Origin of the sequence: Ruminococcus sp. Marseille-P6503 (assembly GCF_900604945.1) — a bacterium.
Lineage (GTDB): Bacteria > Bacillota > Clostridia > Oscillospirales > Ruminococcaceae > FB2012.
Window position 1 is genome coordinate 286312 of record NZ_UWPB01000002.1, and the last position, 22518, is coordinate 308829.

Consider the following 22518-nt stretch of genomic DNA (forward strand, 5'->3'; position numbering starts at 1 on the left):
AATATAATTTCAAAACCGGTATCAATATTAATTGACATTTTATTTTCCTCCTAAAAATATGTAAAACTAATTCTTTTTATCAGACCTTCGGAATTAATTACAAATTCCAGATGTTTCGTATCTGATATTTCATATTTATATTCTATCTTTTTATTATTCATATTGACTTTTTCAATTGGCTCTCCGAAATATTGGATAACCTTTTCCTTGTAGTCATTGATTTCAATACTGCCAACTGACAAGCTTATTCCTTTTGGTAAATCGTCATTCAAAAATGTAAACCCTATTGAACCTATCTTATTATCACTATAATCTTTATCATCTACCGCACAATGCATTGTTACCGTAGCCAAAGACTCTCCTTCATATAGCAGAACACAGCTTCTGAGTTCAGATTCTTCATCAACTATCATTGTTTCGTTTTGATAAGAAAAACCCTCACCCAAATCCTCCAGCGAGCATGGAAATGAAAAAGTTTTATCGCCTATAACAACGTTACTGACGATCTTATCAAAAACATCCTCGTTAAATGTTCCGTCGTACTCATTTATTTCCGACTGAACCTCAGTTTTTCTCTGAGTATCGCTTTCCGTACTTTCCGATACCGATTCGGAAATACTGCTTTGTGTACTTCGGCTTTTATCATTATCGGTCGATAATGTGTTTTCAGAATTTTTGCAGGAGGTCAAACTAAGCGGAAAGACTGTTAGTAAAAGCATTAGAATAATATGTGATCCTGTTTTACCCGTAAATTTCCCCATTTTATTTTCCTCCAAAATTAAGATCTATAATATTTAGATGCCCATAATTAAAAGAAAGAGTCAGCCGCTTTTTATCAATTAAATATAAATATGAGCTAAAGTGACTTGAATCTTCATGATTGTCTGTCGGTTCACCAAACATTTGATTTATTTCTGCTTCTGTACTCTCAAAGGTTATTCCGCCTATTGAAATATTATCAATCGTATCCTGCCTTTTGAAAGCACTCGCAGTAAAGCTTATACAAATAATATCATTATCACTATAATCATTGTCGTCTGCTGCACAATGCATTGTGACCGTAGCCAGCAATTTACCGTCATATAACAATCCACAGCTTCTAAGTTCGGTTTCCTCCTCATATATCATGCTTTCATCCCAAAAAGAAAAACCCTCACCCAAATCCTCCAGCGAGCATGGAAATGAAAAAGTTTTATCGCCTATAACAACATTACTGACGATCTTATCAAAAACCTCTTCATTGAAAGTTCCGTCGTACTCATTTATTTCCGACTGAACCTCAGTTTTGCTCTCAGTATCGCTATTTGTACTTTCCGATACCGATTCGGAAATACTGCTTTGTGTACTTCGGCTTTTATCATTATCGGTCGATAATGTGTTTTCAGAATTTTTGCAGGAGGTCAAACTAAGCGGAAAGACTGTTAGTAAAAGCATTAGAATAATATGTGATCCTGTTTTACCCGTAAATTTCCCCATTTTATTTTCCTCCCAATTTAAACTCTATAATATTTAGGTTCCCGCTATTAAAAGAAAGGGTCATTCGCTTATTATCAATAGAATAAATATATAATTCAAAATCATCAGAATCTTCATACTTATCTATTGGTTCACCAAACATTTGAAGTATTTCTTCTTCAGTACTATCAAAGGTTATTCCGCCTATTGAAATGTTATCTATTGTTGTCTGCCTTTTGAAATCACTCGCAGTAAAACTTATACAAATAATATCATTATCACTATAATCATTATCGTCTGCTGCACAATGCATTGTTACCGTAGCCAAAGATTCTCCTTCATATAGCAGAACACTGCTTCTAAGTTCAGTTTCTTCCTCATACATCATGAGATCATCCCAAAAAGAAAAACCCTCACCCAAATCCTCCAGTGAGCATGGAAATGAAAAAGTTTTATCGCCTATAACAACGTTACTGACGATCTTATCAAAAACTTCCTCGTTAAATGTTCCGTCGTACTCATTTATTTCCGACTGAACCTCAGTTTTGCTCTGAGTATCGCTTTCCGTACTTTCCGATACCGATTCGGAAATACTGCTTTGTGTACTTCGGCTTTTATCATTATCGGTCGATAATGTGTTTTCAGAATTTTTGCAGGCTGTTGAATTCGAAGCTAAAATAACAGCAGCCATAATTAAAACAAGTTTTCTTTTCATAGAACCTCCCCCATTTTTCTGCTCTACTTTGCCGCCTTGAAAAGCGTTCCCAGATTTCCGTTCTCAAAAAGATAATATAGGTTGTCCGGGTTCTTTCCGTTCAGGATTATCATGTCTATTCCGCTGTTTACGGCTATTTCCGCGGCGTTTATCTTTGTTATCATTCCGCCTGTGCCCAGCTTTGTTCCCGCTCCGCCCGCAAGCGCCCTTATCTCGTCGGTGATCTCCTCAACCACAGGAATAAGCTCAGCGTTTTCGTTCTGTCTGGGGTCGCTGTCGTAAAGCCCGTCTATATCGGACATTATCACAAGCAGATCGGCATGAGCGATAGAAGCTACCGTCGCGGCGAGGGAATCGTTCTCTCCCACCTCAAGCTCCAACTCGTCGATAGCTACTGTGTCGTTCTCATTGACTACGGGAATAACTCCCTGCTGTATAAGCCTTTCAAGCGCGTTCTGTACGTTTATCCTTCTGTCCTCTATAAGAATATACTTGGTCAGCAGAACCTGCGCCACAGTCAGACCGTAATCGGAAAAAAGCTTGTCGTAAAGATACATAAGCTCGCACTGACCGACTGCTGCGCACGCCTGTTTTGAGGGAGTGTCCTTAGGTCTTTCCATAAGCCCCAGCTTCGCCACTCCCAACGCGATAGAACCGCTTGAAACCAGAATTATCTCATGTCCGGCGTTATGGAGATCGGCGATATTCTTTACAAGCTGCTCCACACGCCTTATGTTAAGCCTGCCCGTTCTGTGAGTAAGCGTCGAGCTTCCCAGCTTTACGACTACTCTTTTTTTATCTTTCAGATATGACATCTTGATTCCTCATTTCAGGTTTTTATTTTCACATTGCTTTTCCCAGACTTCATGAAATCTTTCCCTTAAAAACCGCGCGTACGGATTTTCAGGCTTTTCATAAAGCCTGTGTTCCTTGATTTCATCGGCAATCATTTTTTCGGCAAAGCTTCTTTGTCTTTCGTTTGTATTATCAAATTTTTTCAGAACAAGCCTTCCCTGTTCTATATATTCAAGCAGCCTTTCATAAACGTCGTCCAGCTTTTCAACGCTCATGATTTTACATGGCTTATAGCTGACGAATGCGTCCTTTATATTTTCCAGAGGGACAATGTCCGGCTTTTTTTCACAGCAATAAATATACCCGGATTTTCCTTTGTAAATATCCGAAAGAGCGTTTTCGTAATACTCGTTATAACAAACTCTTCCCTTTTGGTCGAAGCCGTAGGGATACCAATAATATGGCGCTTCCACAGGCTTTACGGAATAAACCGCCGCCAGAACCTCGTTTGAAGTAAGGCAGACAACCTTTTTGCCGTGAACAGAGCTTACAGGTAAAAGGCTCTCGATTCCGGCAATCTGACTTCCATGGAAAAGCACTTTATCCTTCATATGTTAAATTTCTCCTTTAAAAGCTGAATTTCTTCACTTCAGCCCTTAACGCTTTCACCTAAAATATCGGGAAAAACTCCCTTTATCCGGTTATACAAATATTCCAAAAACTCTCCCCGCTCCGCCATAGCGTAAAGCTCTTTAGGGGTGACAAGCTTGAAATCAACCGTTTCACTCTCCTGCAAAACAATATCGCTTTCGTCAAAGTCCCCTTTAAAAAGATATAATTCATGTATCGAATTTGTCTGAGGTCGTATTATCGTTCCACGGAGATCAAGCTCGTTTGCTTCCAGTCCCGTTTCTTCAAAAAGCTCTCTTTTCGCACCCTCCGAAGCGCTCTCGCCTGCTATAACAGAGCCTCCCGTTATCTCCCATTTACCGCCATAGGGCTTATTCGGGTGACGCTGGGTAATAAGTATTTTTCCTTCTTTGCCGACAGCTAAAATATCCGCAACCAGATGAAACTCCCCGAAAGCAAGTCTGCTTCCTCTTTCGGCGGTTCTTCCGAGAGGGGATTTATATTTATCGTACAGATCCCATAACTCCGGCATATAAAAAGCTCCTTTCAAGCCTATCAATTCACTTTATTACGGGGCTTCCCCTCGATCCAGCATTTAAGATTGAGAGCGACCTCCCTGAGCAGCCGTTCCCTCGTTTCCCTCGGCGCCCATGCGACGTGAGGCGTAATCGTACAGTTTTTCGCATTTCTCAAAGGGCAGTCCTCTTTCATAGGTTCAAGAGTCAAAACGTCGATACACGCCGCCGCAATAGTTCCGTTATCAAGCGCTTCGGCTAAAGCGTATTCGTCCACAAGCCCACCTCTTGCCGTATTGACAAGAATCGCGGAGCTTTTCATAAGCTTCAGGCTTTCGGCGTTTATCATTCTTTCGTTGTCCTTGGTAAGAGGGCAGTGCAGAGTTACCACGTCAGAGATCCTAAGAAGCTCCTCGAAGGTAACGCTCTCTGTGCCGTCGGTAACCTTTTCAGGAGTTCTGGTAAATGTCACGACCTTCATATCGAAAGCCCTGGCGATCCTTGCCGCCTGTCTGCCTATATCGCCGTAGCCGATTATGCCGATAGTTTTTCCCGCCAGCTCATAGGTTGGTATGCCGAAATACGAAAACAGCTTATAGTTTACCCATTCGCCGCTGTCGACCGAATCCGCGTATTCCCGTATCTTGTTATAATAGTTCAGTATCATTGCGAAAGTATGCTGCGCCACCGAATTTGTGGAATAAGACGGAACGTTGCACACGACCGCCCCGTGCCGCCTTGCCGATTCCGTGTCAACATTGTTGTAGCCTGTAGCAAAAAGCCCCACATATTTAAGATTGGGACATTTTTCAAACACCTCGTCGGTAATAAGGCATTTGTTGCATATCACAGCGTCGGCGTCCCCTATCCTTGCGGCGGTTTCTCCGTCGGGAGTATAGCCGTATACCTCCGCTTTTCCCAGCGAGGTTATTCCTTCAAGGGAAACGTCGTTCCTCGTTACTGTTTCAGAGTCAAGTATTACTATTTTCACCGCAAAAACCTCCGAAATAAACGGTTTATTCTTCGCCGTCCTTGAAAGCGTTGTCTACAAGCTCCTTGTCCTCTTCCTCTTTTATCCTCTGCATAAGCTTTGCCTTTATAGCCGCCTTTTTCTCTTCCTCAAACAGCTTCTGACGCACGGCCTTTACCGCCTTGTTATAGCGGTAGGACAAAACCGCCGCGCCTATAAGCAGAGCCGCCTCGGACACCGCGAGCGTCCATATTGCAAAATGAGACGTCCAGAACTGAGTTATAAAGGTCAGGTCAACCGCAGCCATCAGCAGTATATAATGCCATGATCCCTTTCTGTAAAACTGCACCAGATAAAGCAGCGTCGCTATAAGACAAAAGATAAAATGAACGCCAAGAGGCATAGGCGTATAAACGTTCTGCATTCCGCGTGATAGAATTTCCAAAATCAAAACCTCGCATTTCCCTTACCTTTCGGTATTTCTGTATTCCTGTAATTTTTATAATACCACAATTCTCCGGATAAAGCAACCGTTTAAAGAAAAATAACTTTTCCGCCGTCATCTTTCTCCGCCGTAAGCCTCCGCGCCTTCATATGCCGCCGGAATTACGGGGTTGAAAAAAACAAAATAGTATGCTATACTGTAAATTAGGTATATTCTTATGCCGAAATTAAAGAAACGAGGATAAGACTATGGCTTCATATTCACAGCTTCTGAAATATACCGAGCCTGCCGACGACTGGAACAAGGCTCTGCCCGTAGGCAACGGCAGGATAGGCGGAATGATATTCTCCCAGCCCCTGTGCGAACGGATTCAGCTCAACGAGGATTCCGTATGGTCCGGCGGCTTCAGAGAACGCAACAACCGCTCAGCCCTGCCTAATCTTCAAAAGGTAAGAGAGCTGCTTTTTGAGGAAAAAATAGCCGAGGCGGAAAGCATAGTATTGGACGCTTTCTGCGGAACTCCCGTAAATCAGCGTCACTATATGCCTCTGGGCGATCTGAATATAATCCATTACAAGGACGATACGGCGGATTTCAAGTACCGCTGCCTTGATCTTGAAACAGCCGTATGCACCACGGAATACTCCATAAACGGCTGCGATTTTAAAAGAGAGAGCTTTGTTTCACAGCCCGATCAGGTAATGGTGATACATATGACCGCTTCAAAGCCGGACGGAATAAACGTGCGGCTGAAGCTGGACGGACGCGACGACTATTTTGACGACAATTCCCCCGCCGGCGAAAACAGCCTGCTTTTCCGCGGCGGCTGCGGCTCGGAGGACGGAATAAATTTCGCCGCCTATCTTAAGATACTGAACAAGGGAGGAAAGGTATATCCCTACGGAAGCTTCCTTACCTGCGAGGGCTGCGGCGAAATAACCGTCCTGCTGGGGGTTCAGACCAGCTACCGCCACAGCGACTACAAGGGTCAGGCGGTTTACGACGTTGACCGCGCCGCGGAAAAATCCTACGACCTGCTGAAAGCGGAGCATATAAAGGATTATCAGTCCTACTATAAGCGATGCGAAATTAACCTTGAGGACAACAGCGGCGGAGCAGCAGAGCTGCCTACCGACCAAAGGCTTGAAAGAGTCCGTGACGGCGGAAGCGACAACAAGCTTATGGAGCTTTATTTCAACTTCGGCCGCTATCTCATGCTGGCGGCAAGCCGCGAGGGCACACTGCCTATGAATCTTCAGGGAATATGGAATCAGGATATGTGGCCGGCGTGGGGCTGTAAATTTACTATAAATATAAACACCGAAATGAATTACTGGCCGGCGGAAGTATGCAATCTCAGCGAGCTTCACACCCCGCTGTTCGACCATATAGAAAAAATGCGCCCCAACGGCAGGGTCACCGCAAGGGAAATGTATGACTGCCGCGGCTTCGTATGTCACCACAACACCGACATCTGGGGCGACACCGCGCCGCAGGACCTCTGGATGCCCGGAACTCAGTGGCCGATGGGCGCCGCATGGCTGTGCCTGCATATATGGGAGCATTACAGGTTTACTCTCGACAAGGCTTTTCTTGAGGAAAAATATGAAACTCTGAGAGAGGCGGCGGAATTTTTCACCGATTTTCTCATTCCTGACAAAAAGGGACGGCTCGTTACCTGTCCGTCCGTTTCTCCGGAAAACTCGTATCTTACCGAAAGCGGCTCCCAAGGAGCGCTGTGTATCGGACCGTCAATGGACAGCCAGATAATCTATGAGCTTTTCACCGCCGTTATTGAAGCCTCCGAAATCCTCGGACGGGATAAGGCGTTTGCCGAAAAGCTTTGCTCGATGAGGGACAGACTTCCCAAGCCGGAGATAGGAAAATACGGACAGATCAAGGAATGGGCGGAGGATTATGACGAGGTTGAGCCGGGGCACAGGCATATTTCTCAGCTTTTCGCCCTGTATCCCGCGGACATAATATCCGTTAGAAGAACTCCCGAGCTTGCCGCCGCGGCAAGAGCCACGCTTGAAAGACGGCTTTCACACGGAGGCGGTCATACCGGCTGGTCGAGAGCCTGGATAATAAATCACTGGGCAAGACTTTTCGACGGAGAAAAGCTGTATGAAAATATAACCGCGCTGCTCTCACATTCCACAAATCCCAATATGTTCGATATGCATCCGCCCTTCCAGATAGACGGAAACTTCGGCGGAACGGCAGGAATATGCGAAGCGCTTTTACAGTCTGAGAACAGCGAGATCATTCTGCTCCCCGCGCTTCCCAAGGCGTGGAAAAACGGCTCCTTCAGCGGACTGAGGGCAAGAGGCGGCTTCGAGGTGGCCTGCCGCTGGGAAAACGGCGCTGTGCTCTGCGCCCGTATACGTTCCCTCAAGGGCGGAAAATGCTCTTTGGTTACAGACAGAAAATACAGGATATACAGAGGGGAAAACGAGGTGTCCGCCGTATATTCAGACGGAGCCTACACCTTTGATACGGACGCCGGCGCGTTATACTGTGTAAAATAACGGCGGCGCATAAATAAAAAGGAGAATATTGAAACGGCTTAAAGAAAGGATGTTAATTTGCAATGAAGCTTCAGCGAATAATTTCATTGACTCTGGCGGCTGGAATCGCCCTGCTCTCAACGGGCTGCGGACAGAAAATACAGGACAACGAAGCTCTTAAATCCGCGGTATCGCCACAGAAGCCGGAGCAATCCGCTCAGGACGATACGGACGACGCTTCCGGCGAGGCTGCCGCGGTATCGGAAAAAACCATAACCCCGAACGAAATACCTTATGTAAAATACAGCAAGACCTATCAGGCGGAAAGCGGAACGCTTACCGGCAAGGCAAAGGTCGGTTCGGCAAGGGACGGCTTTAAAGGCGAGGGCTATGTAACGGGGCTCTATACCGAGGAGGACAGCTGGGAGCTTACCTTTGAGCTGACCGACTCTCAGTATTACAATATAACCCTTGCGGTCGCTACAGGCAATCCCGTAAAGAACACCGTTACCGTAAACGGCGCTTCAATAGGCGAATTTCTTACCGCGGGCTCCGGAAAATTTGAAACCGTAACCTTTGAAAACATCTACATTGAAAAGGGCTACGCCAAAATCTCCGTACCGCCTGTCGCCGACAGAATAGATATAGACTACGTTAAGGTAACGGCAAGCGACGAGATAAGCAAGCTGGACCTCGGTCTGAAAAACGCTTCGCTTGTAAACAAAAACGCCGATTACAAAACCAGAGCGCTGTATAAATACCTGTGCGACAACTTCGGGCGAAAGGTAATTCTCGGACAGCACGACTCCGTAGGCTCAGTCACCGAAACAAGCGCGATATACGAAGTAACGGGCAGATACCCCGCCATACGGTTCGGCGATCTCATGCCCTTTACGCAGGACAGCACCGTACTGGGCGAAAACGAAATAGAGCTTGCCGAAAGCTGGGCGGAAAGCGGCGGTATCGTCAGCTATATGTGGCACTGGACCGATCCTATGGGAAGCGGCGAATACTATTCCGACAAGACCGATTTTGACGTTGACAAGGCAGTCACCAAGGAGGATATCGCCCTTAAATCCCTTGACGAGCTAACCGAGCTTCACGACGACGGAAAAATATCCGACGAGTGCCTTGCGATAATCGAGGATATCGACAGAATCTCCGAAAAGCTCGGAGAGCTTCAGGACGCGGGCATACCCGTTCTGTGGCGTCCTCTGCACGAGGCTTCAAACGGCTATTTCTGGTGGGGAAAGGACGCCGACTCTTATCTGTGGCTGTGGAAGCTGCTTTACGAACGGCAGACGAACTACCATGAGCTAAATAACCTTATCTGGGTATGGTCGGCTCAGAACGAAGCATGGTATGTAGGCGACGATTACTGCGACATACTCTCAGTCGATATCTACGATCAGGGTAATTATTCCGGTCAGATCAACCGTCTGCTTTTCCTCCATAAGCTTTCTGGCAGTAAGCCGGCGGCGATAAGCGAGTGCGGAAACTTTCCGGCGATACAGAATATTGCCGATGAAAAGGCGGAATGGTCGTATATCGGACAATGGGGAGGAAACTTCCTGCTCAGCGAAGACGGCAGTATAAACGAGGAATACAACACCAAGGAAAGCCTGATAGAAATATACAACAACAATCTTACCGTTACAAGGGACAAGCTGCCCGATTTCCAGAGCATGGCGGACAGGCTTAAGCAGGACGAGGAAAACGCTGAAATAGAAAACAGGAATACGGCTTCGTCGGATAAAGACGGTGAGGACAGCGGCAAAGATACGGACGAATCACAAGACGATTCACCTTCATAAGAGGCTCGGCTGAAATAACAGCGGGTCTGCTGATTTTGTACAGCAGACCCGTTTTATATTTACAGTATAAACTGCGGCTAAGGACCGATTGACGGTTTCCGATCGCATTATTCCGCAGAGCGTAAACCTGCCGAATTTTTCTTAGCAAAAAACAGCGCTCACGTCATAGCCGTGTAAATATATCATAACAAAATCCAGACCGCCGTCCTGATCATTTGAGAAGCAAAGACTTTTCCGTAATCCGGCGGCAATTAAGCGGGCGGTCGCAGACTCCCTTCACGATAATCGTAAGGGTATCCGCGGCAGCCCGCCTCTGAATTTATTTTGTTTCTGTAGTTCCAGCATATATTCACTGCGGTATAATAAGCTTACCGGCTTTAAGCAGATTGAGCATCTGGGTATTCTGCGCGACCGTTCCCGTGTAATTTCCCACGCCGTTGGCTTCGGCTATTCTTTCCTGAAGCGAATAGCTGCTGGTTACTCCGATATCCGCCAGACCGTAATACAGCGAACCTCCCGTATAGGAAGTTTTTTTGTAATACATAACGCCGGAGGTAGCGACGGAAATATTGTCTGACTTGGCGGAAATATAATTCTTTATGCTGGTAGTTCTCGCCGCCCCTACTTTGAAACGGTATCTTGAGCCTTTGGAAAGCCCCGTTATCTTGCAGGAGGTAGCGCCGTATACGTCAATTTCCTTTTCATACTCGCCTGTGTCGTTGCTGTAAATATATATTCTGTAAAAATCCGTTCCGCTTACCGCGTTCCATTTCAAAGATATGCTGGTTTCCGTCTTGGAGGAAGCCTTAAGCCCGTCAGGCGTGTCAGGCTTGGTGTTTATAGTATAAGCCGAAGTGGCTTTTCCTGCCTCTTCGCCGTAGACCGACTTAATCTTTATTTTATAGGAGGTGTTCCCTTTGAGATTTGAATACCTGTACTCGGTATCGGTTACTTCCGCAAGACGCGCATAGCTTCCGCTTGACGTATCGTAGCGGTATACATAATAGCTGGTCGCTCCGGGGACGGCGTTCCATCTGACTCTGACGCCGTTATCAACATAGCTTACAACGCTTATTCCCGTCGGAGCCTGATAAACCGGCTTCAGCAGCTTGCCCGCTTTAAGCAGATTGAGCATCTGCGTGTTCTGCGCCGGCGTTCCGGTATAGTTTCCTATTCCGTTGATAAGCGCAACGCCCTCGCGGTAGCTGTAATCCGCCGTTACTCCTATTTCTGCAAAGCCCTGTATCAGCGACGATCCCGTATAGGGAGTTTTCGCGTAATACTGCGCTCCCGAAGTCGCGACCGAAATATTATCCGACCTCTCAGAAAGATAATTCCTGATGTCCGTTGTTCTTACGGCGGCAATTTTGAAGCGGTATCTCGAGCCTTGGGTGAGACCTGTGATCTTGCAGGTAGTCGCGTCATAAACGTCAAGCTTTTTCGTATAAGTATCCGTATCGTTGTTATACATATATATCCGGTAAAAGCTGGTTCCGCTCACCGCGCTCCATTTCAGGGTTATGCTCGTTTCCGTTTTGGAGGACGCCTTAAGCCCTGACGGAACGTTGGGCTTGGTGCTTATAGTATACGAGGCGCTTTCGCTTCCGAGCTTACCGCTGAACGAGGCTCTTACCTTTACCTTGTAATACGTATTTGCCGACAGTCCGGAGATCCTGTACTCATTGGTAGTCGCGGTGTACTGCTTTTTCAGGGCTCCGCTGGAATAATCGTAAATGTAAACGTAATAGCCGGTAGCTCCGGAAACCTTGTCCCAGCCGATCCTTACCGCGTCTGAAACAGACCCTTTGACCTGAATATTCTTAGGCGCGTCCGACGGCTGAGCTGATGAACCTCCGCTTCCGTCGTCGTAAAGCACGTTCATATCCACATAGGCGCTTCCTACTCCGTTTACGCTTCCCGTTCCGGTATACTGCCACATATTGAACTCGCCGGTATAATCCGTATTGGTGGTATAGTGCGCAAGCCAGATAGGATAGGTTTTTCCAAGCGCTTCGCCGTCTATCTGATATGTAAGCCATGACATATTAGCGTAAATTCCGGCTTCGTAGCCCGCGTTTTCAATCGTTTGGGCAAACGCCCTGCAAAGCGCGGTTTTCTCCGATTTTGAAAGATTAGCGGCGTCAAGTCTTCCGACGTCGTAATCAACGCCCTCTATATCATAATAAACAGGCAGCTCAAGGTCGTAATTCTTGATATATTTCAGGACAAATTCCGCTTCCTCCTTAGCCTCGGCGGTATTTATCGCCTGAGTATAGAAGTAAACTCCGACGTCAAGTCCTGCCGCCTTTGCTCCCTTTATATATGTGGAGAAGTTATCGTCTAGTACGAGCCTGCCGTTTCCGTAGCCTCTGTATCCGACGCGGATGATCGCATACTCGATCCCCGCCGCCTTTACCTTGTTCCAGTCTATCGTCTGCTGATAATACGAAACGTCTATACCGTAAATCTTTTCATGGTTTTTGAATCTCTGCTGATGCACAAGATTTGCCGAACCCCATACCGCTCTGGTTTTAGCCTGATTATTAATAAATTTATGATACGAAGGATCGTTTTCCGAGCAGGGCGCCGTATCCCCCTCAAAAACGTAATCAGCAAGCTGACCGTCCGTATCGTTTACGGAGCCTTCCTCAAATACCGCTTCCTTATCTCCGGCTGACTCCGTATCCGAAGAATCCGCGTCTTGAGCCGGCTCTTCTCCGGAGCTGTCAGAAGAATCCCCGCTGTTTTCCGTGGCGTCGGAGGACATATCCGCGCTGTCATTGCCGTCATCATCAGACGGCAGGCTGTCTTCCGCCCCCGAGCTGTCTGTATAGAGGTTCAGATCGATCTGATTTACCGAGCTGTCCGTTTCCTCGGCAGACGCCGAAAACACAGGCTGAGCAAGCATTGCCGCCGCCAGTGCAAGCGTTATTGCCTTTTTTGAATAACTCATTAAATTTAACCCGTTCCTTTCATTTCCCGCCGCCGGCGGGTCATCCGTTAAATATTCGTACCTAAGCGCAGCTTATTTCTGTTTGAACACGCTCTGTTGTCTTTTCTCTTTCTCCGAATATTTATTATCTTCAAAATCACTCTCCGCCCTGTAAACGCGGAGACTTACACACAAATATTATACAGAATAATCGTTATCATGTCAACAGTTTTCGTTTATTTACAATAAAATCAGAAATTTTGTTCCATAATTTTCAATTTACTTTTTCTGAGCTGCAAAGCAGTAAAAATTACCGAAAGCGCCGTTGAAAACAGCCAGCCTACAGGCCATGACATCCATATGCCCTTTTCTCCGAAGGGACCGGAAAGAACAAACGCCAGAACGACCCTTATGATAAGATCGGAAAAGGTCGTTATCATGAAATACAGCATAGCGCCCTTTCCCCTGAGAACGCCGTCGCTCATTATTTTTATTCCAACGGCTATATAAAAGGGCGAAACTATCCTCAGAAACTGAGAGCCTATAGCCAAAGCCTTATCTCCTCCGCTGTCGAGAAACAGACCGATAAACGTATCTGAAAACAGAAAATAGCAGATTATAAACGGAACCGCCACTGCCGCGACCATTACAAGTCCCGCCTTATAGCCCGCCCTTATTCTTTCGGGCTTGTTTGCTCCGTAATTCTGAGCCGTAAAGCTGGACAGCCCGTTTGAGAGGGTAGAAAAGCTTGTAACGGCAAAGGTGTTGAGCTTAACGGCGGCGGAATATCCGGCAATGCAGGAGGAGCCGAAGCCGTTGACAAGAAACTGCACAAAAATATTTCCGACGGAAACAAAGCTCTGCTGTAAAATACTGGGAACTGCGTAAAGCGTGATCCTCCGCAGCATTCCGGCGGAAAATTTGGCTGGACGCCTTTCTGTTTCTATCTGCCCCAGCTTTTTTCCCAGAGAGACGAGCGCAAGCACGCAGGCAACCCCCTGAGCGATAAAGGTCGCCCACGCGACGCCGCCTACTCCCCAGCCGAATACCGCTACGAAAACATAGTCCAGAACAACGTTTCCCACAGACGAGCCTATGAGAAAATACAGCGGAGTTTTAGTATCGCCCAGAGAGGTGAAGATTCCCGTGCAGATATTGTAAAGGAAAAGAAACGTCAGTCCGCCGATATATATTTTAAGATAAAGCGTGCCGTCCTTCATAACGTTTGCCGGCGTATTTATTATGCGCATAAGCGGTTTTGAAAATATCAGCCCTGCCGCCGTCATCACGACCGAAAGCGCGAATCCGGCAGCCAGAGTGGTAGACGCCGCTGTTTTTACGCTTTCAAAAGCCTTTGCCCCAAAATACTGTGAGATAACGACGCAGCAGCCTACGTTGCAGCCGACGGCCACCGCCATAAATATCATTGTTATCGGATAGGAAGCTCCTACGGCGGCAAGGGCGTCCTCCCCCGCGTATCTTCCGGCTATCGCGCTGTCAAAAATACTATACATCTGCTGGAAGATCACGCTTATAAACATAGGCAGCGAAAATCTCCACAGCGCCGTCCACGGCCTGCCGACCGTCAGATCATTCATAGCAAAAACCTCTTTTAACGCTGAAATATACCCGCCCGCAGGAACCGAAAAGCCGAAGGAGCAAGATCCCCGCGCGGCGCTTATCATAAATTATATCACGGTTTCACCGTTTTGTAAACCGCTTTCGGCTTCCGCCGCGTCCGCACACGGCTTACGCGCTGATATTTGCGAAATTTAAGCCGTCAGGCTATTGAAATTACAAAGCCGGTATGCTATACTTAATTGTGTATGTGACAAATTATGTACAAAGCCGCGAATAAAATATGGTGAAAGGAGAAATGCTCCGGTCTGCGGGGCAAGCTAATGAAGATGTCTAAAAACAAAGCTTTTTTGAAAAGCCCCTTTTCAAAGGGTAAGCAAAAAGAAAAATACCTTATGGTCTTTCTCTTTGCGTTCTTCGGAATGATGGTGGCTTTTCTTCCGTCTATGATCGTCAATAAGGGGATATTCCTTTATTACGGAGATTTCAATTCACAGCAGATGATGTTTTATCAGCACGCCAACGAAGCGGTCAGGGAAGGCGCGACCGCCTGGGACTGGGGGACCGACCTCGGCTCCAACTTTATCGGCTCCTATTCCTTCTATCTGCTGGGAAGCCCCTTTTTCTGGCTTTCCACTCTGTTCCCACTGAAAGCCGTGCCTTATCTTATACCCTGGCTGCTCGCGCTCAAAACAGCAGTGGCGGCTCTTACCTCATACGCTTATATAAGACGCTTTGTAAACAATCCCAATGCCTGCTTTATCGGAGCAATGCTCTATGCCTTCTCAGGCTTTCAGACCTACAACGTTTTCTTCAACCACTTCCACGACGTTACGGCGTTCTTCCCTCTGCTGCTGCTGAGCTTCGAGCTGCTGACACAGGAGCATAAGAAAGGAGCGTTTGCTCTTGCCGTAGCGATATGCGCCACTATAAGCTACTTTTTCTTTGTGTGCGAGGTAGTGTTCACCGTTATCTATTTCTTTATCCGCTGCACCGACAAGGAATTTAAGATCGACCTGAAGCTGTTCGGTCTGCTGGTATTCGAGGCGGCGCTTGGAGTTATGATCTCAGCGGCGATACTCCTTCCGGCTGTAATCGACGTGTTCTCCAACCCGAGAGTTTCCTCCCGTCTTTACGGTCTTGATATGGTCATCTACAGCGAAAACGTGCGTATCCCCAGAATAATCCAGTCATTCTTCATGCTTTCGGATATGCCCGCAAGAATAAATATCCTCAACTCCGACAAGGCAAGATGGGCTTCAATGGCGGGCTACCTGCCTATGTTCTCAATGTGCGGAGTCATCGCGTTCATGAGGACGCGCAAAAAGCACTGGGCTACCAAGCTGACGGCTGTCTGCGGAATAATGGCGTGCGTTCCGATACTCAATTCCATGTTCGTTATGTTCAACAGCAGCTACTATGCGAGATGGTACTATATGCCTATCCTTATAATGTGCCTGATGACCGCAAAGGTAATAGACGAAAACAAGGCGGATCTTAAAAAGGGCTTTGCCATAGTAGTCGCGGTGTGCGCGATATTCATAGGAATAGGACTTCTTCCTACTCAGGAAAACGGAAAGACCGTATACGGAAAGGTTCCTGAATATATCGAGCTTTACTATATTCAGGCTATAGTTACCGCCCTCATGACAGTAATGCTGTTCTATATCGTTTACCGTCTGAATGAAAACAACAAAAACTGGTACCGCATTGTAAACGGCATGACCGCCGCCGCCTGCGTGATATGCATGACCTCGTCCGTAATTTACGGCGTCGCTCAGGGGGACGACAACGCCGACTACATTGAAAGAGCCATAAACGGTTCGGACAATCTTGATATGGCAAAGCTCGACGGCGATATGTCAGCTTCCCAGAACACCTTCTACAGGATAGACACCTCGGAAAACGTAGACAACTGGTGTATGTTCTGGGGACTTTCCTCAATGAGAACCTTCCACAGCGTGGTTCCGACCTCGATAATGGATTTCTATTCCTCTATCGGTCAGACGAGAGACGTAGCCTCAAGAATGGAAACTAAGCTTTATCCGCTGAGAGGACTTTTCTCGGTAAAATACTATTTCAAGGAGCTTTCCGAGGCGCAGCTGAACGGAACCGCCTCCAACGATCCCCCGGAAAACCTTGCAAATCTGGCGGGCTTCAAATATGTCGATACTCAGAACGGCTTTAATATTTACGAAAACGAATATTTCGTTCCCATGGGCTTCACATACGACTACTACACCACAGACAGCGTTATCAAGTCGGCTCAGGAGGTTCACAAGACCAACATTCTTATGGAGGCGCTGGTTCTCGACCCAAGCCAGATAGCAAAATATTCCGACATCCTCACGCCTTACGACTATGATGTTTCAAAGCTCAATACCGAAAGCTATAAAAAGGTCTGCGAGGAAAAGCGCAGCAGCTCCTGCTACTATTTCAAAGAGGATACCAACGGCTTCGACGCCAGAATAGACTTAGAGGAACCAAAGCTTGTATTTTTCAGCGTTCCCTACGAGCAGGGCTGGACCGCCGAGGTAAACGGCGAGCCTGCCGACATCGAAAAGGTATCCTACGGCTTTATGGCTGTGAAGTGTCCGGCAGGAGATAATGCCATTACCTTCAGGTATGAAACCGCCGGTCTTGCCGAGGGAAAAATAATCTCGCTTACCGGCTGGGGAATACTTGCCGTATATATCGCCGCCAGCTTTGTTTACAGAAAAAAGCACCCTGAAAAGGTCTCTGTAAACGCCTTCGGCGACGGATCCGAACAGGAAACGCCCAGGCTCGGACTGTCTGATAGCTCAGAAAACGACGGCAGCGGCGAAACGGCTGAAAGCGCAAACGATCCGGAAGATGAAACCGGCAGGGAAGACCAAGCCTGATACGAAAGGAGAAAACCGCAATGCACTTATGTGAAAAGAAGCTGTCGGGCGAACAGATATTCAAAGGACGGGTAGTAGACCTGTCTGTAGACAAAGTGGAGCTGGAGGACGGAAAGATAACCACCAGAGAGCTTATAACTCACCCCGGAGGGGTCTGCGTTGTCCCGCTGAACGAAAAAGGCGAAATATATATGGTCAAGCAGTTCAGATACCCGTTTTCCTCCGTATTGCTGGAGATTCCCGCCGGAAAGCTTGAAAAGGGCGAGGATCACAGGGAATGCGGCATCAGGGAGCTTAAGGAGGAGATAGGAGCGGAGGCGGAGTATTTTGAATATCTCGGCTGCCTTTATCCTACCGTAGCCTATGATACCGAGATAATCCATATGTATCTTGCAAAGGGCTTATCCTTCGGAGAGCAGAGTCTTGACGACGGCGAGTTTATCGACGTGATAAAAATGCCCTTTGAGCAAGCGGTTGAAATGGTGATGAAAAACGAAATTCCCGACGCCAAGACCCAGCTTGCGATTTTAAAGGCGAAGCTTTTTCTGTAGGCGTATGCCACGCTTGTTTGACAATGTAAAAATAATGTGATATAATAACCCTAAAACTTTGTATTTAACGCGGATTCCGACAGCGTTCGTCAGAAAGCCCGCGGCGGCGTCTCATTTTTTACGCAAGACGAATATAATACGCTGTTTACGGTACAATTTAAATATACGCGCCGTTTTATACCGCAACAGCAGAGCTGTTTTCAGACAAGCCTGACAGCTCTGAAACACAGGAACAGATAATGATAAAAAAAATCGTGAAATGGCTGGCGTTCAGGGTCGTTTATCCCTGCGCTTACAGGATCGGCTGTCTTAAGAGGCAGGATCCGCGGAAAGTAATATTCGCGGAGGTAAGACATTCTTTTCTTACCGACAGCTACAGACTTATATATGAGGAGCTGAAAAAAAGACCTGACCTCAGCCTGGAAATAGTTTACCTCGTAACCAACAGCGGCGGGCTGTCATATTTATGGCGGTATTTTAAGCTGTGCCTTAAAATGGGCTCGGCAGGCTGTATTCTCTGCGACGATACCTGCAATCTTTTCGGAGCCTTCAGGCTGAGAAAGGGAACCAAGCTGATACAGACCTGGCATTCCTGCGGAGCCTTTAAAAAGTGGGGCGAATGCATAAGCGGACTAAGCTTCGGGGAAGATATTGAGGAGCTTAGAAAATACCCCGCCCACACCAATTACACGCTCTGCACGGTAAGCTCCGAGGAATGTATAGAACCGTTCAAAGCGGCATTCGGGCTTCCTGAGGAAAACCGCTGCGTAAAGGCGGTGGGTGTTTCAAGGACAGACGTTTTTTTCAGGCCGGAAAACAGAATAAAGGCGTTTGAAAGCCTTGCCAAGGCCTGTCCCGAGGCTGACGCTGCCCGCGGAGATGGGAAAAAGCTTATGCTTTACGCTCCTACCTACCGTGGGGACGCCGATAGGGCGTATATTCCCGAAGAGCTGGATATTCCGCTGATGAAAAGGGAACTGGGAACAGAATATGTCCTGCTTATCAAGCGGCACGGCTTCGTCAGAAAGCAATGGGATATACCTGCGGGCTGTGAGGATTTTGCTTTTGACGTTTCCGAAAGCATGAAGATCGAGGAGCTGCTGTTTGTTTCAGACCTCTGCGTTACTGATTATTCCTCTCTTATTTTCGAGTATTCGCTGTTTGAACGGCCTATGTATTTTTTCGCGTTTGACCTTGACGATTTTTATGATTACAGAGGCTTTTTCTACGACTACGAAGAATTCGCTCCCGGACCGATCGTCAGAACCACGGCGGAGCTTGCAGAGAAAATAAAGGACGGAAAAAATTCTGACAGCGGCAGAATAAAGGAGTTCCAGAAAAGATTTATGGGCGCCTGCGACGGAAATTCCACCCAGCGCGTCGTCGATTACATTGTTAATTAATATTGACTGTTACGCCGCCCGTCTGAACGTATTCAAAAGCCTGCTTCCTCGCCGGTGCGCAACGCCGTCCGAACCGAAGCAGAAAGCTCTTTACATTTGGAGGTTATTCATGAAATTTGGTATTTTAATGCATAAAAACACCCAGAATATAGGCGACGATATCCAATCCTTCGCCGCGGCAAATCTTCTTCCGTCGGTCGATTATTTTCTTGACAGAGAAACTATGGATACCTTTGAAACAGACGACGGAGAGCCTGTTGCCGCAGTAATGAGCGCATGGTATATGTGGTCAAAATGGAACTGGCCGCCTTCCAAATACATCGTTCCTCTTTATATAGGTATGCACTGGGCGGATCATCAGGTTGCTCAGCAGGACGGTTCTCCGATAAAGACCGAATTTCTTACCGGTATCGGCGGGGAGTATCTTAACGCCTACGGTCCGATCGGCTGCAGAGATATGTTTACCTACGACAGCTTTAAGGAGATCGGGATAGACTGTTATTTTTCCGGCTGTATCACACTTACGCTTCCGAAAATGAAAACCGTGAAAAGAGAGCGGGAGTATATATGCGTTTGCGACCTGCCCAAGCCTGTTGTAAACAGAATTAAAAAGCTGATGAAAAACACCGGCATAGACGTGGTTGAAACCACGCATTACAAGGATTACCGCAACAGCGCCGCTACATGGGAGGAAAGGGTAGAGGCGGTCAAAGAGCTGCTTACTATCTATCAGAACGCCAAATGCGTTGTCACCAGAAGGCTTCACTGCGCGCTCCCCTGTCTGGCAATGGAGGTACCTGTATTTCTGGCAACCAAAAACAGCCCGCCGGTTTCCGGACGATTCGATCCGTATTGGGACTGGCTGCACCACTGCAGCTACGAGCAGTTTTTGAAAGGCGAATATGAATACGACTTTGCAAACCCTCCCGAGAACGGCAAAGAATACCTTGAATTCAGAAATTCTCTTATAAAGAGCGTAAAGGATTTTGCCGCCAAGTACAAGGACGCGGAGGGAAGCTGCGATGACTTCTGGCGTCTGAAACATTCCGACGCGGAAATAATGAAATGGCGTCATGACACAATGAAAAGCGCTATGTACGACTGGCTTATGTACACCCGCAAGGATTTCCAGACGATCAAAAAGCTGAACTCCCAGATTGACCAGGCTGAAGCGCGCTTCAAAAAGGAACATCAGTCGATCATAGCCGAAAACGATAAGCTTAAAAGCGAAATAAGCGCGCTGGAAAAGGCAAAGTCGGAGCTTGAAAAAACAAAGTCCAAGCTGGAGGCGGAAAACATAAGATATGAAAAAATTCTCAACTGCCGTCCGGTAAAGACTACTATAAAGCTCAGGAACACTTTTATGAACGACAATAAAAAAATCAAACTTTAAATATGAACGGAGATTTTGCCCAATGATATACGGAGCCATGCTCGCCGGAGGTTCGGGCACAAGGATCAAGACCTCGGCAATACCCAAGCAGTTTATTGAAATAAACGGTCAGCCGGTTATTCTGTATACGCTGAAAAATATGCTTAAGGTCGACAGATTCGACTATATTTATATCGCCGTAAGAAACGACTATATAGATTACCTGAAAAAGCAGGTCGAGGACAATGTGCCGCAGAAGGAAAAGGTAAGGATAATCGAAGGCGGAAAGGAGCGTATCGACTCGATAAACAACGTTACCGACGCGATCGTTTCGGACAACGGTCTGAGAGAGGACGACGTTATTATTATACACGACGCCGTTCGGCCCTTTGTTACGGAAAAGATCCTTAACGACAGCATCGACTGCGCCGCCAAATACGGAGCGTGCGTATGCGGTCTGCCCTGCGCCGACACTATCCTTCATTCAAAAAGCGGAGATATCGTGGAGGATATTCCGCCGCGGAGCGAGCTTTTCAGCGGACAAGCTCCCGACAGCTTCAGATTAAAGCATTTTATAGATATGAAAAACAGCCTGACGGACGAACAGAAAAAAATCATTACCGGAACGTCGCAGATATGCACCTTCAACAACCAGCCTATCTATATAATCGAGGGCGACGCGATCAATTTCAAAATCACCACCGACAGCGACCTTGTAATGGTCAGACATCTGCTCGGAGCAGGCAATTAAATACAGTGCGGCAGACTGCGGCGCTTTATTTGGTTTTAACTCGGAGCAAAGCCCGATGTAAGCTTGTTTAACATCGGTGAATAGGTTATTTTCAACGACGGAAAGGACTCTTTTTATGAAAAGCTTAATTGAAATTCCCCGGAAAATGGAAGCTCTCGTTCTGGAGGGAGTCGGCGATCTCAGACAGGAAACCGTCGACGTTCCCGAACTTAAGGAGGGTACCGTTCTGGTAAAAATAAAGGCCTGCGGAATATGCTCCAGCGATATTCCCAGAATTTTTGTAACCGGAACCTATCATTTTCCGACTATCCCAGGCCATGAGTTTTCAGGACAGATAGTCGCGATAGGCGACGGCGTGGACGAAGCTCTGCTCGGCAAAAAGACCTGCGTTTTCCCGCTGCTGCCCTGCGGAAGCTGCAAGGCGTGCGGACTTGAGGAGTACGCCCAATGCTCAGGGTACAGCTATTTCGGCTCGCGCTGCGACGGGGCTTACGCCGAATATCTTGTTGCTCCCGTATGGAACCTTGTACCCTTCAGCGATAGTCTGTCATATGAGGTCGCGGCTCTCTGCGAGCCGGCGGCGGTAAGTCTTCACGCGGTCGATATCGGTCAGATAAAGGAAGGTCAGAACGTAATGATAATCGGCACCGGTACTATAGGCTTCCTTATCGGCGCGTTTGCCAAAAAGGCTTCAAAGACAGGAAAGGTCATCGTTTGCGGACGCTCGCAGAACAAGCTGGATTATGCCAAGAAGCTGGGCTTTGAAACGGTGAATCCCAAGGACGAGCCTATTCCCGACGCAATCAGGAGAATTACCGGAAGCGACGGAGCGGACGTATGCTTTGAAGCGGTTGGAACCAACGAGGCTATTGAAAACGCTATAAGGGCTACCGGCGCGCTTGGCAGGATCGTTCTGGTAGGAAATCCGGCAAGCGACCTTGCTTTGCCCAAGGACGTCTACTGGTCAATCCTCAGAAAGCAGATAACCGTGGCGGGCTCATGGAATTCCAGCTATAACAGCAGGGTCAACGACTGGGCTAAGGCGCTTGAGATATTTGAAAGCGGAGAGCTTAACGTAAAAGAGCTTATTACTCATACCTTCCCGATTTCGGAACAGGAAAAGGCGTTTGCCGCTTTGAAGGATCCGAGCGAATTTACCGTTAAGGTAATGTTTACTTTTGATTAATTTAAGGAAAATGT

The 22518-nt window shown here is 47.1% G+C and carries 18 protein-coding genes; 8 read left to right on the forward strand and 10 right to left on the reverse strand.

Annotated elements, in window-relative coordinates; all coding sequences use genetic code 11:
* Positions 1-50 precede the first annotated feature (50 nt).
* From EIH25_RS07385 to EIH25_RS07420, 8 genes are read right to left on the reverse strand one after another with little or no spacing between them, the layout of a single operon-like run.
* The gene (locus EIH25_RS07385) at positions 51-761 is read right to left on the reverse strand and encodes a hypothetical protein (protein ID WP_124100217.1); all 711 of its coding nucleotides are present in this window, start codon (positions 759-761) and stop codon (positions 51-53) included.
* A gap of 1 nt (position 762) precedes the next feature.
* A complete protein-coding gene (locus EIH25_RS07390; protein ID WP_124100219.1) occupies positions 763-1476 on the reverse strand; it encodes a hypothetical protein in 714 nt (237 codons plus the stop codon).
* 1 nt (position 1477) lies between these two features.
* Positions 1478-2170, reverse strand: a complete 693-nt coding sequence (locus tag EIH25_RS07395) for a hypothetical protein (protein ID WP_124100221.1) — start codon at positions 2168-2170, stop codon at positions 1478-1480.
* Between the two features lie 23 nt (positions 2171-2193).
* Entirely contained in the window at positions 2194-2985 is a 792-nt protein-coding gene (gene proB / locus EIH25_RS07400; protein ID WP_124100223.1) for a glutamate 5-kinase, read from the reverse strand.
* 9 nt (positions 2986-2994) lie between these two features.
* Positions 2995-3576 carry a hypothetical protein gene (locus EIH25_RS07405; RefSeq protein ID WP_124100225.1) on the reverse strand — a complete coding sequence of 194 codons (582 nt, stop codon included), beginning with the start codon at positions 3574-3576 and terminating at the stop codon, positions 2995-2997.
* 38 nt (positions 3577-3614) lie between these two features.
* Positions 3615-4127, reverse strand: a complete 513-nt coding sequence (locus EIH25_RS07410) for an NUDIX domain-containing protein (RefSeq protein ID WP_124100227.1) — start codon at positions 4125-4127, stop codon at positions 3615-3617.
* Between the two features lie 23 nt (positions 4128-4150).
* Positions 4151-5101, reverse strand: a complete 951-nt coding sequence (locus EIH25_RS07415; protein WP_124100229.1) for a D-2-hydroxyacid dehydrogenase — start codon at positions 5099-5101, stop codon at positions 4151-4153.
* 25 nt (positions 5102-5126) lie between these two features.
* Positions 5127-5525, reverse strand: coding sequence for a hypothetical protein (locus EIH25_RS07420; RefSeq protein ID WP_124100231.1), 399 nt, complete (start codon positions 5523-5525; stop codon positions 5127-5129).
* Positions 5526-5773: 248 nt separating this feature from the next.
* Between EIH25_RS07420 and EIH25_RS07425 the strand changes: the two genes are divergently transcribed.
* Both EIH25_RS07425 and EIH25_RS07430 read left to right on the forward strand, forming a co-directional pair.
* Positions 5774-8056: a glycoside hydrolase family 95 protein gene (locus EIH25_RS07425; RefSeq protein ID WP_124100233.1), complete on the forward strand. Its 2283-nt coding sequence runs from the start codon at positions 5774-5776 to the stop codon at positions 8054-8056.
* A 62-nt stretch (positions 8057-8118) separates the two neighbouring features.
* Positions 8119-9849: a glycosyl hydrolase gene (locus tag EIH25_RS07430; protein WP_124100235.1), complete on the forward strand. Its 1731-nt coding sequence runs from the start codon at positions 8119-8121 to the stop codon at positions 9847-9849.
* 349 nt (positions 9850-10198) lie between these two features.
* Here the strand turns inward: EIH25_RS07430 and EIH25_RS07435 are convergent, their stop codons facing one another.
* Together EIH25_RS07435 and EIH25_RS07440 are read right to left on the reverse strand one after the other, a co-directional pair.
* Positions 10199-12802: a GH25 family lysozyme gene (locus EIH25_RS07435; protein ID WP_124100237.1), complete on the reverse strand. Its 2604-nt coding sequence runs from the start codon at positions 12800-12802 to the stop codon at positions 10199-10201.
* 230 nt (positions 12803-13032) lie between these two features.
* Entirely contained in the window at positions 13033-14379 is a 1347-nt protein-coding gene (locus tag EIH25_RS07440; RefSeq protein WP_124100239.1) for an MATE family efflux transporter, read from the reverse strand.
* Positions 14380-14682: 303 nt separating this feature from the next.
* Between EIH25_RS07440 and EIH25_RS07445 the strand changes: the two genes are divergently transcribed.
* The 6 genes from EIH25_RS07445 (at position 14683) to EIH25_RS07470 (ending at position 22504) form a co-directional block, all read left to right on the forward strand.
* Complete coding sequence (locus EIH25_RS07445) at positions 14683-17241, forward strand: YfhO family protein (protein WP_243113112.1); 2559 nt, start codon at positions 14683-14685, stop codon at positions 17239-17241.
* Positions 17242-17261: 20 nt separating this feature from the next.
* Positions 17262-17792, forward strand: coding sequence for an NUDIX hydrolase (locus EIH25_RS07450; RefSeq protein ID WP_124100241.1), 531 nt, complete (start codon positions 17262-17264; stop codon positions 17790-17792).
* A 239-nt stretch (positions 17793-18031) separates the two neighbouring features.
* Entirely contained in the window at positions 18032-19195 is a 1164-nt protein-coding gene (locus EIH25_RS12610) for a CDP-glycerol glycerophosphotransferase family protein (RefSeq protein WP_243113113.1), read from the forward strand.
* A gap of 109 nt (positions 19196-19304) precedes the next feature.
* On the forward strand, positions 19305-20588 hold the full coding sequence (locus tag EIH25_RS07460; RefSeq protein WP_124100243.1) for a polysaccharide pyruvyl transferase family protein: 1284 nt from the start codon (positions 19305-19307) through the stop codon (positions 20586-20588).
* A 22-nt stretch (positions 20589-20610) separates the two neighbouring features.
* Complete coding sequence (locus tag EIH25_RS07465; RefSeq protein WP_124100245.1) at positions 20611-21318, forward strand: IspD/TarI family cytidylyltransferase; 708 nt, start codon at positions 20611-20613, stop codon at positions 21316-21318.
* Positions 21319-21433: 115 nt separating this feature from the next.
* Entirely contained in the window at positions 21434-22504 is a 1071-nt protein-coding gene (locus EIH25_RS07470) for a galactitol-1-phosphate 5-dehydrogenase (protein WP_124100247.1), read from the forward strand.
* The last annotated feature ends 14 nt before the right edge of the window (positions 22505-22518 follow it).